17 protein-coding genes are annotated in these 15,692 nt (G+C 53.0%); 11 read left to right on the forward strand and 6 right to left on the reverse strand.

What is annotated here, in order from left to right:
• Positions 1–8: 8 nt before the first annotated feature.
• The 6 genes from ACZ47M_RS02605 to ACZ47M_RS02630 all read right to left on the reverse strand — a co-directional run bounded on the left by ACZ47M_RS02605 (position 9) and on the right by ACZ47M_RS02630 (position 5,560).
• The gene (locus ACZ47M_RS02605) at positions 9–356 is read right to left on the reverse strand and encodes a DUF1667 domain-containing protein (protein ID WP_315339749.1); all 348 of its coding nucleotides are present in this window, start codon (positions 354–356) and stop codon (positions 9–11) included.
• Positions 353–1,615, reverse strand: a complete 1,263-nt coding sequence (locus ACZ47M_RS02610; protein ID WP_315339752.1) for an NAD(P)/FAD-dependent oxidoreductase — start codon at positions 1,613–1,615, stop codon at positions 353–355. The genes ACZ47M_RS02605 and ACZ47M_RS02610 overlap by 4 nt, the downstream gene beginning before the upstream one ends.
• Positions 1,615–3,102: an NAD(P)/FAD-dependent oxidoreductase gene (locus ACZ47M_RS02615; protein ID WP_315339755.1), complete on the reverse strand. Its 1,488-nt coding sequence runs from the start codon at positions 3,100–3,102 to the stop codon at positions 1,615–1,617. Before ACZ47M_RS02615 ends, ACZ47M_RS02610 begins: the two co-directional genes overlap by 1 nt.
• 159 nt (positions 3,103–3,261) lie before the next feature.
• Positions 3,262–4,350 (reverse strand): M20/M25/M40 family metallo-hydrolase, encoded by a 1,089-nt coding sequence (locus ACZ47M_RS02620; RefSeq protein WP_315339757.1) that lies wholly within the window; start codon positions 4,348–4,350, stop codon positions 3,262–3,264.
• A 47-nt stretch (positions 4,351–4,397) separates the two neighbouring features.
• Positions 4,398–5,099, reverse strand: a complete 702-nt coding sequence (locus ACZ47M_RS02625; RefSeq protein WP_315339759.1) for a 6-hydroxymethylpterin diphosphokinase MptE-like protein — start codon at positions 5,097–5,099, stop codon at positions 4,398–4,400.
• Positions 5,096–5,560 carry a Mut7-C RNAse domain-containing protein gene (locus ACZ47M_RS02630; RefSeq protein WP_315340903.1) on the reverse strand — a complete coding sequence of 155 codons (465 nt, stop codon included), beginning with the start codon at positions 5,558–5,560 and terminating at the stop codon, positions 5,096–5,098. The genes ACZ47M_RS02625 and ACZ47M_RS02630 overlap by 4 nt, the downstream gene beginning before the upstream one ends.
• A 496-nt stretch (positions 5,561–6,056) precedes the next feature.
• Here ACZ47M_RS02630 and hxlAB point away from each other — a divergent pair, with 496 nt between their 5' ends.
• The 11 genes from hxlAB (at position 6,057) to ACZ47M_RS02685 (ending at position 15,688) form a co-directional block, all read left to right on the forward strand.
• The gene (hxlAB, locus tag ACZ47M_RS02635) at positions 6,057–7,277 is read left to right on the forward strand and encodes a bifunctional 3-hexulose-6-phosphate synthase/6-phospho-3-hexuloisomerase (protein ID WP_315339761.1); all 1,221 of its coding nucleotides are present in this window, start codon (positions 6,057–6,059) and stop codon (positions 7,275–7,277) included.
• Positions 7,278–7,321: 44 nt separating this feature from the next.
• A complete protein-coding gene (locus ACZ47M_RS02640) occupies positions 7,322–8,074 on the forward strand; it encodes a hypothetical protein (RefSeq protein WP_315339763.1) in 753 nt (250 codons plus the stop codon).
• Between the two features lies 1 nt (position 8,075).
• Positions 8,076–8,726 (forward strand): TIGR02253 family HAD-type hydrolase, encoded by a 651-nt coding sequence (locus ACZ47M_RS02645; protein ID WP_315339765.1) that lies wholly within the window; start codon positions 8,076–8,078, stop codon positions 8,724–8,726.
• Positions 8,723–8,914 (forward strand): hypothetical protein, encoded by a 192-nt coding sequence (locus ACZ47M_RS02650; protein WP_315339767.1) that lies wholly within the window; start codon positions 8,723–8,725, stop codon positions 8,912–8,914. Before ACZ47M_RS02645 ends, ACZ47M_RS02650 begins: the two co-directional genes overlap by 4 nt.
• Positions 8,911–9,717: a glutamate cyclase domain-containing protein gene (locus ACZ47M_RS02655; protein ID WP_315339769.1), complete on the forward strand. Its 807-nt coding sequence runs from the start codon at positions 8,911–8,913 to the stop codon at positions 9,715–9,717. Before ACZ47M_RS02650 ends, ACZ47M_RS02655 begins: the two co-directional genes overlap by 4 nt.
• Before the next feature lie 4 nt (positions 9,718–9,721).
• Positions 9,722–10,342: an HD domain-containing protein gene (locus tag ACZ47M_RS02660; RefSeq protein ID WP_315339773.1), complete on the forward strand. Its 621-nt coding sequence runs from the start codon at positions 9,722–9,724 to the stop codon at positions 10,340–10,342.
• 95 nt (positions 10,343–10,437) lie between these two features.
• Positions 10,438–10,950, forward strand: a complete 513-nt coding sequence (locus tag ACZ47M_RS02665; protein ID WP_315339776.1) for a KH domain-containing protein — start codon at positions 10,438–10,440, stop codon at positions 10,948–10,950.
• A 58-nt stretch (positions 10,951–11,008) separates the two neighbouring features.
• Complete coding sequence (gene aspS / locus ACZ47M_RS02670; RefSeq protein WP_315340906.1) at positions 11,009–12,325, forward strand: aspartate--tRNA(Asn) ligase; 1,317 nt, start codon at positions 11,009–11,011, stop codon at positions 12,323–12,325.
• A 65-nt stretch (positions 12,326–12,390) separates the two neighbouring features.
• On the forward strand, positions 12,391–13,872 hold the full coding sequence (locus tag ACZ47M_RS02675; RefSeq protein ID WP_315339778.1) for a COG1361 family protein: 1,482 nt from the start codon (positions 12,391–12,393) through the stop codon (positions 13,870–13,872).
• A gap of 57 nt (positions 13,873–13,929) precedes the next feature.
• The gene (gene pth2, locus ACZ47M_RS02680; RefSeq protein WP_315340908.1) at positions 13,930–14,286 is read left to right on the forward strand and encodes a peptidyl-tRNA hydrolase Pth2; all 357 of its coding nucleotides are present in this window, start codon (positions 13,930–13,932) and stop codon (positions 14,284–14,286) included.
• A 49-nt stretch (positions 14,287–14,335) separates the two neighbouring features.
• Entirely contained in the window at positions 14,336–15,688 is a 1,353-nt protein-coding gene (locus ACZ47M_RS02685; RefSeq protein ID WP_315339780.1) for an AAA family ATPase, read from the forward strand.
• Positions 15,689–15,692 lie beyond the last annotated feature (4 nt).

The raw sequence follows: 15,692 nt of genomic DNA on the forward strand, positions 1-15,692 counted from the left end.
TTGCGGGGCTAAGCGCCCCTCGTGGCCACTATTTTTATCCCCTCCCACTCCGCCACAACGTCCCCAATTTTCACTGGCGCCTTTAGCTTTATCCTGGCGAGGAACTTCATCAGCTCGGGAATCCTCTCCTTCGGGACAGGCTCTGCCGTTTTGATGCTCACCGTTGGAAGGGCGCCCCCTTCAACGGGAACGACACTCATGACGACCCTTTTTGGATTCATGACCTCCTGGATGGCCCACTCCTTACCGCGCGGGCAGGTGTGTCCCCTGACCCCGAGGACTTTTCCTTCCTTAAGATCAACTTCGATGGCACAGCCCAAGGGACAGACGATGCAGGTGAAGCGGTATGTGGTCATGCCTTGACCACCTCCACGGTCAGCTTTCCCTCGGCCCTCTGGGTCTCACCCGCCTTCAGCTTGAGCCTTATCATCTCCGCTGGTTTCACCACCGGGAGCCTGAGCCTCTTGCCTATCTCGGGAATCCTCAGCTCAACGTCTTCCATCGGTTTTGCAACGCGGAGGTATAGGTAGACGTCCCTCTCCCCGCTCAGGTAGTGGGGTAAAACAAGGCGGACGTTGGAGCCTTTCTCCACTTTCACCCACTTCCTGCTCCCGATTCCACCGTTTTCTATGAACTCCTTTGCCCCCTCGGCGGCAAGTTCACCTTGCTCTGCAACGTAGTCCACGAGGTCGTTGATTACCAGTGAATTCCCGGCGACGAATATCCCCGGAACGCTCGTCTCGAGCCTGTCGTTGACCACCGGTCCCCCCGTTGCGGGGTCAATCTCGACGCCGATCTTCCTGAGGGGCTTAACTGAAGGAATGAGGCCAGCTGAGATTATCAGGGTGTCAGCCTCTATCCAGAACTCGCTTCCGGGGACTTCCTGGAAGTTCTCGTCAACCTTGACCACCTTAACGCGCTGGACGCGGCCCTTTCCGCGCACCTCAACGACTTTATGGCTCAGGTAGAGCGGAATGTTGAAGTCCCTCAGGATCATCACGTTCCTTGCTAAACCTCCTGGATAGGGCATGAGCTCAACAACGGCCTTCACTTTTGCCCCCTCGAGGGCAAAGCGGCGCGCCATGATGAGGCCAACGTCGCCGGAGCCCACTATGACGATTTCTTTCCCTGGAAGAACGCCGTAGATGTCCATCAGCGTCTGCGCCTCCCCGGCCGTGTAAATGCCTGAAACTCTATCGCCAGCTATGCCTATCTCGAAGGCGTGCCTTTCCCTCGCTCCCGCCGCATAAATTATGGCCTTCGTCCAGACCTGGTAAACACCGCCCGGAGAGGCGAAGACCACCACCTTCTCCAGGTCAGAGTAGTTCTCTATCTCAATCACACGGGCGGCTGTCTTGTACTCCACTCCGAGCTCAACGAGCCTCTTCGCAAGCCTCGAGGCAAACTCTGGTCCTGTAAGCTCTTCTCTGAAGTAGTGTATCCCAAAGCCGGGGTGGATGCACTGGGGGAGGATTCCCCCGAGGTAGTCGTTTTCTTCCAGAAGGAGAACGCTTAAACCGAGCTCCCTGGCTCTGGCAGCTGCCGCCATCCCCGCTGGCCCGCCCCCGATGACGACAACATCGTAGCTGAGCATCGGGATTTCCGAAGGCACCATCACTCCTCACCCCTGAGGAGGGCTTTAACGTCGCCTATTCCAATCTCGCTTCCTTTACCCTTCAGCGTGACTCTCCAGGGCTCCACACAGTATTCCCTCGCCAGGAGCTGGATTATCCTCGGCCTGCAGAAGCTCCCCTGGCACGTTCCGGTTGTTGCTTTCGTTCTGAACTTGATGGAATCGACGCTCGGCGTTTTGACGCCTATGAACTTCATCCTCTCGATGGCCTCCAAGATGTCTCCCTCGCTCACGTTGTTGCACCTGCAGATTATCTTTCCATAGGCGGGGTTTCTTTTTGCAATCTCGTTGGCCTTCTCAGGTGGGAGCATGAAGAAGTGCGTGATTTCCCTCCTGTAGGGGTTCCAGCTGGATTTCTCGATTAGCCTGATTCCGAGGTCGCGCTGGATTATCCCTGCAACCTCGTAGGCTATCGCCGGAGCGCTGGTAAGGCCGGGCGAGCGGATTCCAGCTACGTTTATGAAGCCCCAGACCTCTTCTTCCGCTTTGATTATGAAATCCCCACCCGTTGGCTCGGGCCTCAGGCCGGCGAAGGTTCTGATGACTTTGCTCCTTGGAGGTAACTGGGGCCAGAGCTTTTTGGCACCTTCCCAGACCTCTTCGAGCCCTTCCCTCGTTGTGGCGAGGTTATCCTTCTCTTCAGGGGGCAAATCCTGGGCGTTAGGCCCTATCATCAGGTGTCCGCTTATCTCGGTCGTAACGACGATCCCCTTGCTTATTGGAGTGGGCGTCGGGAAGAGAACCCTCCTCGGACCGGGAACATCGTCGTCGAAGAGGAAGTATTCACCCTTCCTCGGGTGAATCTCGAAGTATTCTATTCCAGCCATCCTCGCTATTTCATCGGCGTAAAGGCCGGCCGCGTTGATGACTACGTCAGCCTCTATGAAGCCGTCGCTGGTCTCAACTCCTCTAACCTCGCCGTTTTCGACTTTTATTCCCTTCACTTCTGTCTCAAGGTGGGTCTTTACCCCGTTTGCAACTGCGTTTTCAACGAGCGCTATAACAGCTGGAATCGGCGCTATCTGGCCGACTATGGGAACCCAGAGGGCACCGATGGCTTCCTTTGTGAGGCCAGGCTCAAGGTGGAAGAGCTCCTCCTTTTCAACCATTTTCATCTCCGGCACGCCGTTCTTCCTTCCGCGTTCAAGGAGCCTCTCAAGCTCGTCGAAGTCTTCCTCCTGGAGAGCAACTATTAGCGCCCCGTTCCAGACGTGGGATATCTGGAGCTCTTTAACCCATTGATGCCACAGCCGGTTTCCCTTTATGCACAGCCTCGCCCTCACCGGGTACTTATCGGGGTCATCGTCATAGCCCCCGTGGATTAGGGCAGTGTTGGCCTTGCTCACGCCCCAGCCGACATCGGGGGCCTTTTCTATGAGGTGAACCTCAAGGTTCTCGTATTTACTCAGAACGCGTGCTATGCTCGCGCCGCTTATCCCGGCGCCTATTATGGCAACCTTTGTTTTCATGTTTGCACCCCCAAACTGAAAGGAGAAATCGCTTATGCCATTTTAAAGCTTTCCTTAACCTCCGGTTTCCAGCAAAAGGGATTAGAGAACAGCTAAGGACATAAAAAGGAAGGACAGAGGCGAACACGGATTTGATGAACAACTCTGTCCATCAAGTTTTCATCGCTCCGAGGTAGACTCGAGCTCCCCCTCCGCCGCCTCTTCCGCGTACACCTCGTTTAGTACCCTGAGGAACTCGCTGGCGGTTACAACATCCCTCACGTCTATGTGCTCGTTCTTCGTGTGCGAGATGTCAAGGTTACCTGGGCCGAAGACTATGGTTTTCGTCCCGTTGTACATGAAGTTTATAGCATCCGTCCAGCTCCTCATGCCGCCGAACTCGTCGAGGCCTACTCTGTCCATAGCCACTTTTGCCAGTTTAACGATTTCCTCGTCCTCGCTCAGCTCGTAGCCGTCCCATATCTCGGTGTACTCGTATTTCAGCGTGTACTCATCGAGTATCGGGTCCATGAGGTCGAGAACTTCCTCCACTTCCTGATCTGGCAGAAGCCTCGCCTCAAGCCTTCCCCTGCACATGGCCGGGATGAGATAAACAGGGTTCTCGCAGACGAGCTCCTGTATCCCAATGTGGGGGTCGAAGTACCTGCCCTTCTGCTTGAAGGGCTCGAGGGCCTTTAGCTCCTCCAGCATCTTGTAGGTTTCCTCTATGGCGTTGACCCCGCTTTCGGGACAGGCCCCGTGGGCTTCTTTCCCGCCGACCTCAAAGTAGGCCTCGATATTGCCGGCATGTGCAATGTGGACTTCCAGGTCAGTCGGCTCCAGAACTACGGCCATCTTTGGTCTATAACGCTCCATGAAGAGTGCGCTCCCCCTCCCCCCGAGCTCCTCGTCGCTGACGAAAACAACGCCAACGTTGAGGTCTTTTCCTTCCTTCTTCAGGCTCTCCATCATGAGGAGTACCGCGGCGGCGCCGCCCTTTGCGTCGCTCGAGCCGGTTCCGTAGATTATGTTGCCCCTGACGAAGGGTTCCGCTCTAACGGGAATCGTATCAACGTGAACCTCGTAGAAAAGCTCCACATTCGGGTTGACGACGAGGTCTATTATCTCCCCGTCGCTCTCGATGTGGACGTCGTAGTCAAGCCTGTGGAGAAACTCCATGATGTGGAGCATTATCCTGTCTTCCTCTCCAGAAGGGGAGGGTATCCTCAAAAGCTGAAGGAGTATCTCCTTCGCGCGCTCTGTCTTCATTTGGGTCACCTAATTAACTACGGGAAACCAGTTTATAAACACTCCCCTCAGGGGTGAAGGTACCTCAGCCTCGCCCTCCCGTTTTCTTCCAGCCATTTGAGGAGCTCCTGAGCGAAGGCGAACTTCTTCCTCTTGCTCTCCCATACCGGGGAGTGCTCCCCCAGGGAGGGCTTGCTCCACTTTCCAACTACATCACCGAAATCGAAGCCAACCAGGACTATCTCCCTCGCACCGAGGGCTTCCGCCAGAAAAGCGGCTCTGTCGCCGTCGGTGAAGCCGCCGAAGTTGTAGACGATGTCCAGCGGTTTAGTCTGACAGGTTCCGAGGATTCTGGAGAAGAGCGGAACATAAGCCGTCAGTTTGTCAACGTTATCACCGTGGGCGTGAATAACCATAAACGCACCCCTGCCGTTTGCTATCCTGAGGTCGGGAATCCTTCCGTCCAGGTCCGTCACGATTACGTCTGGAACCAGACCGGCATCGAGGAGCGCTGAAGTTGCGCCATCTGCCGCTATGAGCGTTCCGCCCGAGAAGTTGAGCTCCTTTAAAGCTTTCTCAAGGCTCGGGCCGGCGCCGAAGACGTAGGCTTTTTTCTCAATAACTGCCTCAAGCTCCTCCTTTAGTATGTACTCGTCACCTTCAAGGAGCAGGGCACGGAGGATTTGAGCGGCTTCCCTGTCCTTTTCGATCGAATACCCCATCTCTTGGGCTATTCGAAGGTAGAAGGGCTTCCACTCCTCCCAGTTCATTTCCCATCCCTCAGCTTTTTGTCCATCTTAAGCATCTCCTCCCACTGCCTCCCGGGCCAGTATATCTGACCGCAGTCCTCGCAGATATAAAACTCGTCATACCTCTCGTAAACTGTGGGGGGAACCTTTTCCAGGACTTCTTCCCTCGAGGCACGCCTTATCGGGCCGTTGCACTTGGGACAGCGGGCGTTGGGCGGAAAGAGCTCTTTAAACTCTATGCCGAGGCTTTTAAGCTCCCTCACCTGCTCTTCAAGGGAGTTCGATGAGAGGAGGAAAACTCTGGCGCCGAACTTTTCAGCCCTCCCGGCCAAACCTGAATCTCTCGTCAGGAGTATTCTGCCCTCTCTAAGTGTTATCTTGACTATCTCGTCATCGTCCTCTATTCCATAAAGGGTGTCGTAGCCGTAGAGCCTCAACCACCTTGCCAGCCGGCCGAGCATCATGTCGGCTATAAAGCGCATGGGCATCGAAAGGTATTAGTCCTATGGGTTAAAGTGTTTCCGGTGGTGGGATGCACTACGGAGAAGTCGTGGGGGGTCTGGCTGATGAGTTCGAGGGAGGCAGTCGGAAGCGTCTTAACCGGGAAGTTCACAGCCGGGAGCGACGTTGATCTGCCGATAAAGGTGAGAAATAAACCTCCCCTACTATCACCCCTTTGAGTTCCATATAGTTAATGAGGAGGGCTTCAGGCATTACGTTGAAGTTCTCAAGGTGACCCCCGTAAAGGTCGAGTGAGGGAGGGCTTTTTTAGGCGTGGTGGCCGTTTTGGAGAGCATAGCCTCACTGAGGCCGGCGATAGTTGACGAGACTTGATAAAGGAATTACCGTGGCCTACGACTGGGTAGTGTTCTGCGTCTGAGAGCTTTTCACTTTTACATTAGAATGTCAAAATTATCCGAGAAAGCTTTAAAAGCGGCCATCCAAGTTTCAACTGAAGAACTTTCCGGAGGTTTTACTATGATACTCCAGGTGGCACTCGATTTGACCGATATTGAGCAGGCCATTTCTATAGCGGAAAAAGCCGCCCGCGGTGGCGCTCACTGGCTTGAGGTTGGGACCCCTCTCATCAAGAAGGAGGGCATGCGCGCCGTTGAACTTCTGAAGAGACGCTTCCCCGACAGGAAAATCGTTGCTGACCTCAAAACCATGGACACTGGGGCACTTGAAGTTGAAATGGCGGCCAGGCACGGCGCAGACGTCGTCTCAATCCTTGGCGTTGCTGACGACAAGACGATAAAGGACGCGGTTGAAGTCGCAAGACGCTATGGGGTAAAGGTGATGGTCGACCTCATAGGCGTCAAAGACAAGGTGGAGCGCGCCAAAGAGCTTGAGAAGATGGGAGTTCACTACATACTCGTTCATACGGGGATAGACGAGCAGGTGCAAGGAAAAAGCCCCCTCGAAGACCTTGAGAAGGTCGTCAAGGCCGTTAACGTCCCGGTTGCGGTTGCTGGCGGGCTTAACCTCGAAACGATTCCAAAGGTTATAGAGCTCGGTGCCACGATAATAATCGTCGGTAGCGCCATAACGAAGGCAAAAGACCCGGAGGAGGCCACCAGAAAGATAATAGACCTCTTCTGGGGAGAGTACATGCAGACGATCAAGAAGGCCATGAAGGACATCGTGGAGCACGTCGACAACGTCGCTGAAAGCCTGATGCTCGAGCAGGTTCGCGGCTTCGTCGATGCCATGATAGGGGCGAACAAGATATTCATCTACGGCGCCGGAAGGAGCGGGCTCGTTGGAAAAGCCTTCGCGATGCGCCTCATGCACCTTGACTTCAACGTCTACGTCGTTGGCGAGACTATAACACCGGCCTTCGAGCGGGGGGACCTTCTCATAGCGATCAGCGGTTCCGGTGAAACCACGAGCATCGTTGACGCGGCAAAAATAGCCAAAAATGTAGGTGGAAAGGTCGTCGCGATAACCTCCTACTCGAACTCGACCCTCGGAAAGCTCGCAGATGTCGTCGTTGAGATACCCGGCAGAACGAAGGAGGACGTGCCCACGGACTACATAGCCAGACAGATGCTCACAAAGTACAAGTGGATAGCCCCGATGGGAACGCTCTTCGAGGATTCCACGATGATCTTCCTGGACGGTGTAATCGCCCTCCTCATGGCGACCTTCCAGAAGACCGAAAAGGACATGAAGAGGAAGCACGCAACGCTCGAGTGAAAGGTTTATTAGTTTCTCCTCATTACCCTTTTGGGGAAAAGGGCATGCTTAACTTTACCCACGTTTTCGTTGGAATAGGGAAAGCCGGCGGAAGCGTTGTGGATGGAATAGAGAGCGACGTTGTTAAGGTTCGGATAAATCCAGGCTACTATATTCTTCGTACCGGGACTTACTCTGAGAAAATAGCTTCCTTTTTTTCCAGGCTTCCGGAGAACTCCCTGGTGTGGATAGTTTTTGAGGACAAGCCGGTGAACGTTGAGATAGTTGGGCTCATATCCGAAAACCTCCCCGAAGGCACGATGGGCCTGGCCTACGTCTTTACCCCCTCCAGGGAGCTTTTTGAGGAGAGTAAGCCTTCCTGGGCCAAAAATTTTGAGACGGTCTTCTACGACTCCCTGTGGGAGTTCCTGAAAAGGGACGTTCCCCTGCTTGAGGCGTATGAAGAGGCCTCGGTGGTTATTTCCCGGGCCCTTACCCTGCTCCACAGGAGCCTTGAGGGGCAGATGGTCATAAACGTTGATTATGCCGATTTCTTTTCAACTGTCAGAGGCGGCAACGTTGGAATTCTGCGCCTCCTGAGCAGGATTGACTTCGACTGGCACTGGGGAGTGTGGGACAGGGGGATAGTTATAACTATAGTGGACGAAGGGGTAGCTCTCAGGGATGCCCATGCCGTCCTCCAGAGGTTTCATGACCTTTTGAAGGAGAAGGACATAATATGGGGGCTGGTCTCAAGAAAAACCGCGGGGACAGGGATTGAGACTCTCACACTGCTCGTCAGGAAATGGGGGGAGTAAAATGGTACAGGCACTGCTCTTTGACGTGGACTACACCTTACTCACCGAAATGCCGCTTATACAGCTTTTTCTCCCCCAGGTTTACGGGAAACTTGCAAAAAAGCTGGGAGTAAACAAGGAGGAGGCCAGAAACAGGTTCCTATCGGAGATATTTTCAAGGAAAGACACCTACGAGTGGCATGATTGGAATTTCTTTTTCAGGCTCTTTGATCTCGACATGAAGTACGAGGAGCTGATTGAGAGATATCCCCACAGGATAACCGTCTACCCTGACGTTCCCCCCGTTCTCGAGTGGCTTAAGGAGGAAGGTTATCTCCTGGGAGTGGTTACCAGCGGTCCAGAATATCAGAAGGTGAAGCTGAAAATAACCGGTCTGGATCGCTATTTTGATGTCGTGGTTATTCGGGAGGACGTCGGTGAGATAAAGCCGAGTCCAAAAATTTTTCTCTACGCCCTTGAAACCTTGGAAGTAAACCCCGAGAATGCTGTTATGGTGGGAGATTCCCTCTGGCAGGACGTCTACGGCGGGAAGAACGTTGGCATGAAGACTGCCTGGATAAATCGCTCCGGAAACGATAGCGATTACCATTTTGCCGACTTCAGGATAAAGACATTCTACGAGCTTAGAAAGATAGTGGGGGTGTTGCCATGAGGGAGATATTCAGTAAGGAGGGTGTTTTTGTAAGGTATGAGGAAAAACCCGTAAAGCTGGAAAACGGGCACGAGATCGTCCACAGATCGGAAAACCCGACTGAGCTGTGGTGGGAACTGAAGGAGGCCCTCAAGGGCAAGAGGGTTAGGGTTGTGGTCTATGAACTTGGGGAGAGCGGGGAAAAGTGATAGCACACCTCATAAATACCGACGCTGGCGACAGGGGAATAGGAAGAGTTTACCTGGAATACAGGCTTTCCAGCTTTAATTTTATGGAGAAAGCCACCGAAACTTTCCTTGACAATCTGGATAAAACGCTTGTAATAACAGGGTTTCCTATACCCCCTTCTATGGTTCCTGAAACTGACGGTCCGCCGGGGGCTCTTGCCCTTGTCCGGGCTGTGGAAGACCTCGGCGGTAGCGCGGAGGTTCTCAGCTATCCGGAGGTTCTGGAGGCCATCAAGGGGTTTGGCGTCAATGTCGCCAGAGATGTAGAGGTCTCAAATTACTCCCTTATTATAGCTATCGAGACCCCTGGAAGGGCCTCCGATGGAAAATACTACTCGATGAGCGGTGCCGAGATAATCAGAGAAGCCTTCGACGGTATTTTTCTCGAGGCCAGGGAATACGGAATACCCACGATAGCCATCGGTGACGGTGGCAACGAGGCTGGAATGGGCAATATCAGGGAACTTATTGAGCGCTACATCCCGCTGGGGAGAAAAATAGCCAGCGTTGTCGAGGCGGATCATCTGATAACCTCGGGAGTCTCGAACTGGGGTGCCTACGGGCTCGTGGCTCAGGCGTCCCTGATGGCTGGCAGGAATCTTCTCCTGGGCTGGGACGAAAGGAAAGTCCTCGCCGCCCTTAAAGCCGGGGGAATAATCGACGGTGTTAGAAAAAGAGCTTGTTTGAGCGTTGATGGTATTGGCCTTGAGGTTCACGAGAAAGTAGTAGAGCTTTTAAAAGCTATAGTGAACGATGCCCGGTGATTGAATGAAGCTGGAGGAGTTCATATCCAACCCTCAATCCAGGCAGCTCATAGAGTCCGTTAGAAACTTTGCCAGGAGCTTCTTTGAAAAGGACGGAACCCACGGCTTCAGCCACGTGGAGAGGGTGTTTAACCTGTGCCTCCACATCGGGAGAGAAGAGGGTGCTGATCTGGAGGTTCTGGCCTTAGCGGCCCTTCTCCACGACATAGCCAGGCCCCTGGAAGATGCGGGGAAAGTTGAGGATCACGCCGCCGAAGGAGCCAGAATCGCCAGGAGGTATCTCAAAGGTCTCGGCTATCCCGATGAGAAAGTGGAGGCAGTTGCCCACGCCATAGAAGCTCACCGCTTCTCCCGCGGGCCGGAACCCGGAACGCTCGAAGCCAAAATCCTCAGCGACGCTGACAAGCTCGACGCCATCGGGGCTGTGGGCATAGCGAGGGTCTTTATGTACTCCGGTGAGCATGGAAGGGATATAGAAGCTTCGATGAGGCACTTTGAGGAGAAAATATTGAAGCTAAAGGACTTGATGTACACTGAAACGGCCAGAAAAATAGCCGAGGGGAGGCATCGCTTTACTGAGGAGTTCCTGCGCCGGTTAAGGCTTGAAATAGAGGGGGAACTCTGATATTTTTGCCGGTTTTTCCTCAAATAATAAGGTTTTTAAATGCCTTCCTGAATTTAGTCTAGCCCTTTCATGGTCATTCTGGAGGAGGTGAGCGAATGAAAGCGCCGATCTGCGAGGTGTGTCTGAAGACGGATGACATTCTCTGCCCGGCTGATGAGAAAAAGCTCCAGGATGGGATAATAACGGAGCTGGATGTCAAGATCGCCAGGTTGCTTTACAAGCTTCTCGGTGATGTTGAGGTCGAGTTTAGAAAGGCCGTCGAGTCTGGCGATCTCGTTGTTATAGTCGTTGGGAAGGGCGACGTTCCGATAGTCGTGGGTAAAGGGGGCAAGAACATAAAGACCCTCGTCAAAGAGCTCGGAAAGCGCGTGAGGGTCATAGAAGGTTTGGAAGCTGACACAGTGGAGGACATCAAGAAACTGGCGACTGACCTGTTTTATCCTGTCACCGTGTTCGGAGTCAACGTTGTCTACAGGCCCAATGGTGAGTACACCTACAAGGTTCTGGTTCTTGGAAAGGAACAGAAGAGGCTTCCTGAAAAGCCTGAGATCCTGGAAAGCGTCCTTTCCCAGATCACTGGAAAGGAAGTTAGGATAGTGTTTGTCTGATTTTGTTTTTCCATCGAATACCTTTAAAAGCCTGCCCCAACTTCTTCTGGGGATGACCATGTATAGAACCCACTATTCAAACGAGATTACGGAGGAGCTCAATGGCCATCGCGTTAGAGTTGCGGGCTGGGTGTGGGAGATCAAGGATCTGGGCGGAATAAAGTTCCTCTGGATAAGGGACAGGGAGGGCATAGTCCAGATAACTGCCCCGAAGAAGAGGGTCAATCCAGAGCTCTTCGAGCTCATCCCGAAGCTCAACAGTGAAGACGTTGTTGCCGTTGAAGGCATCGTCAACTTCACGCCAAAGGCGAACCTCGGCTTTGAAATCCTGCCCGAGAAGCTTGAAATCCTCAACAGGGCTGAAACCCCGCTCCCCCTCGACCCCACAGGGAAGGTTAAGGCGGAACTCGACACCCGCCTGGACAACCGCTTCATGGATCTTAGAAGGCCCGAGGTAATGGCGATATTCAGGATACGCTCGAGCGTTTTTAAGGCAGTCAGGGAATTCTTCCACAGCGAGGGCTTCATAGAGATCCACACGCCGAAGATAATCGCCACAGCGACAGAGGGCGGAACCGAGCTCTTCCCCATGAAGTACTTCGAGAAGGACGCCTTTCTGGCCCAGAGTCCCCAGCTCTACAAGCAGATAATGATGGCTTCCGGCTTGGACAGGGTCTACGAGATAGCGCCGATTTTTAGGGCTGAAGAGCACAACACGACAAGGCACCTGAACGAGGCCTGGAGCATCGACGCGGAGATGGCCTTCATAGAAAGCGAGGAAGAGGTAATGAACCTCCTCGAGAGGCTGGTGGCTTACGCCATCAACTACGTCCGCGAGCACAACGTGAAGGAGCTTAAACTCCTGAACTTCGAGCTCGAGGAGCCCAAACTGCCCTTCCCGCGCGTTACCTACAGCAAGGCCCTTGAAATCCTCTCAGACCTCGGCAAGGAGATTCCATGGGGAGAGGACATAGACACCGAGGGCGAGAAGCTCCTCGGGAAGTACATGCTGGAGAACGAGGGAGCACCGCTCTACTTCCTCTACCAGTACCCGAGCAAAGCCAAGCCGTTCTACATAATGAGATACGATGACAAGCCTGAGATCTGCCGCGCCTTCGACCTCGAGTACAGGGGAGTTGAGATAACCTCCGGCGGCCAGAGGGAGCACAGGCACGACGTTTTAGTGGAGCAGATTAAAGAGAAGGGGCTGAACCCGGAGAGCTTCGAGTTTTACCTCAGGGCCTTCCGGTACGGCATGCCGCCCCACGGCGGCTTCGGCCTCGGGGCAGAGAGGTTGGTAAAGCAGATGCTAAACCTCGACAACATCCGTGAGGTCATACTCTTCCCGAGGGACAGGAAAAGGCTGACGCCATGACCAAAACCTCTTTATACCATTTTTACCCACCGGTTTCTTGAAACAGTACCCGGAGGTGGAAGAAGATGAAAAAGCCTTTAACGGCTTTGACCGTATTTCTAATAGTTCTCTCCCTGTACGGAGCCGCTGGATATACTCAAGGGGCCGAAGAAACAGGTTCTCTAAAGCTCATATATTCCGGCTACGTCCTTAAAGGGCAGGTCCTTAAAGTTGGGACAACAGCTGAGGTTATAACCCTCACTGTGAAGGACGTTACTTCTGCTTCACTGGTTCTCAGGGTCGTCTCGATCAACGTGTCAACTGATCTGACCCTCTCCCCTGGGGAGTTCAGGGATATTCCTCAGATTCATATCGCCGTCTCACTCAAGTCGCTTAAGGCGGATGACAAAGTTGCTTACATCGACGTCTACTCCCAGAACGGCGTGCTTATTACTCCCCCAAGGAACCCGCCAAAGGTGAAGGTTTATCTGAACACAACTGTCCCGGATGCAGTCGTGGGGCAGGTGATACCTGTAAAAGTGGAAGTGAAAAACCTTGGCCCCGGTGAGATAAGGAACGTGACCATCGAAATGCCCTCAATACAGGGATTGAAGTTAACCGGAACTTCGGGAAGTGGGACAATTGAAACGTTGTCCGGTTACAGTTCGGCTTCTCCCGTGGTGTTCCTCCTGACCCCCACGAGGCCCGGCGAGTTTAACGTTTCGGTAAGGGTTACCTACTACAATGAGTCCCTATCCAGGGTTACGACGGTGAGCGAGCCCCTTACGATAAAGGCCTACACTTCTCCAGGACTCACTGTCAGCATCGGAGGGACAAACTCGACTCAGGTAAAGGTTCCTCAGAAGTACGTGGTGTCCAAAAATGGTTCTTCTGCTTACGTCTTCATAACCGTTTCCGCCAGCCAGGGAGATCCAAACTTTGAATTCGCAAAGGACGTCAGCGTCGAGCTGAAGTACCCCGATGAAGTAACCGGCATAGAGAAAGTTTACTTTGGCACCATAAAAGCCGGCCAGTCAGTGGACAAGGCCATCGAGATAAAAATCAACGGCGAGGGAATATATCCTATTGGGGCCGTTCTCAAGTACGAGGACCCCCTGGGGAACAGCCATGATCTGGAGCTCGGCACGGCCTTGGTAGTTGATTCTACTCCGCCTAGGGTAGTCGTCAAGAAGGTTCCCGTAATTCCAACCGAGGAGCAGGTTCCCCAGGTGCTTGAGAACACTCTTGAGAATTCCAAGGAGCCAAAAAAGGTTGCCGAAAGCGTTTATGCTGTTATATCCCCCTATCTGGAGACCGAGAAGACCGTTAAATACCTGAAGGTTTCGGTGGCAATACTCCTTTTACTCACTCTGATTCTCGCGTACCTTGCCGTGGGCTACTACCGGGAGGTCAGGACCTTCAGAAGGGTTCTCTTCAGGAAGAGGAAGTATAAGACAGGGGGATTGCCCAAGAAGTGGAGCAGGGACGAGCTTGAGAGTCTGTTGGGGGAACTGAGACTCGAGAAAGTGAAGGAGAACCTCCCATCTGGGGAAGGCTCTGAGCTCTGATCTCGTTTAAAATTTTTAAAGGCCCCACTAAAATTCTTGGAGGGGGTTTGGGCTGTGATGTTCAAGTTCAAGCAGGTTATAGTGTCCAGAAAAGACCTAAAGCTCAGCAAGGGCAAGTTTGCGGTCCAAGTAGCCCACGGAGCCGTTACGGCGGCAATAAAGGCCCAGAAGGAGAAGCCGGAGTGGTTTAAAGCCTGGTTCCACGAGGGGCAGAAGAAGGTCGTTGTTAAGGCGGAGAACCTCGAGGAGCTCTTCAGGCTCAAGGCCGAGGCAGAAAAACTTGGCCTCCCAACGGCCCTGATACAGGACGCCGGATTAACCGAGATTCCTCCCGGGACTATCACTGTCCTTGCAATAGGGCCCGGCCCGGAGGAGCTTGTTGACAAGGTTACGGGACATCTGAAGCTGGTGTGAGGAGAAATCCTTTTTAATCGGTTTGCCGTTTTCCGTTTTCGGTGGGAGCTTGAGACTGAAAAAGCTTGTGGTTAAGAACTTCAAGAGCCTTAGAACCTGTGAGGTCGAGCTTGGTAAGTTCAACGTTCTTGTTGGCCCGAATGCCTCCGGGAAAACCAACCTTATTGAGGCATTCAAACTTCTGAGGAAAATATACTTTGAGAATGACACCAATCCCTTCCTCGAGTGGTGGGGCTACAACAATGTGGTATGGGGCAGAAAGGAAGAGCTTCTCATAGCCGTCGGAATGCTCTTCGATGTTGACAGATACGATGTCTATTTTGAGACGACCTTCACCGGGACGGGCGGGAGCTTCAGGATCCTCCGGGAGGTTCTGGAGGTTAGGGGATATCTCAGAATAGAAAAAGAAGGACGTACACTCAGGGTTTTTCACGACGCCGAGTTTATAAAAAGAGCCCTTCCAAAGCTTAAAACTGTTAAGACCCCCAAGGGACTTACCGAAGCATACGACTATTTCGTTAAACTTGACACGGAGGAGTTGTTGTACCTTGAGGCACAGTTGCCTCCAGACTATGCCGGAGAGACGCTTCTCTCGTGGCCGTGGATAGCTCTCTCATGGCCATGGAGAGCATTAGTAACTTCCGATGAAACCTATGAAACGGCATACATAATAACGCAAACAAAAGATGGTAAACCCATTTTGCCTTTAATTTCCCCCATGGTTCAGGATGAATGGGGTCCTACACCCCTTGCATTGGAGTTAGGAGGGTTACTCCGCAAAACAATGCTTTCAACCCTTGTCCTGAGGCAGGTTTATGTTCAAAATGTGAAGGAGCCAAAGTTCTCCCGTAAAGAAACAACCCTCTCAGAGGACGCCTCCAACCTTGTCCCCCTCCTCTACAACATCTGGCTTCGTGAAGGAAGACTGCCGGATGAGATAGTAAACCCCCTCTCTATGGCTTTTCCCCACAGCAGGGTTTTCTTCCAGCTGACTGAAGATGGACGGGTCATGATGAAGGTCTTTGAGGGAGACCTTGAGCTTGCTCCTCCGGGCATCTCCGATGGTTTCTATAAAACCCTCGCTATCCTCACCGCTGCTTATCTCAAGCCTCCCCTCCTGGTGATAGATGAGATAGAGAACTCCCTCCATCCGGAGACCCTGGAGTTAATTTTGGATGTTCTCCGTGAGAGTGAGAGCCAGGTCATAATAACAACTCACTCCCCTGTGGTCATTGATATGACCGAGCCTTCTGACCTGATATTGGTGGATAAAGTTGGGGGAGAAAGCAGGTTCATGAGGGTCAAAGATCCCGAGAAAATCAAGAAGTTCCTTAACGAAAAGGGCATTACCCTGAGCGAGGGCTGGTTATACGGCTCGTTGATTAATAGCGATGAACAGTGATGGC

The sequence above is a fragment of the Thermococcus waiotapuensis genome, from assembly GCF_055384795.1.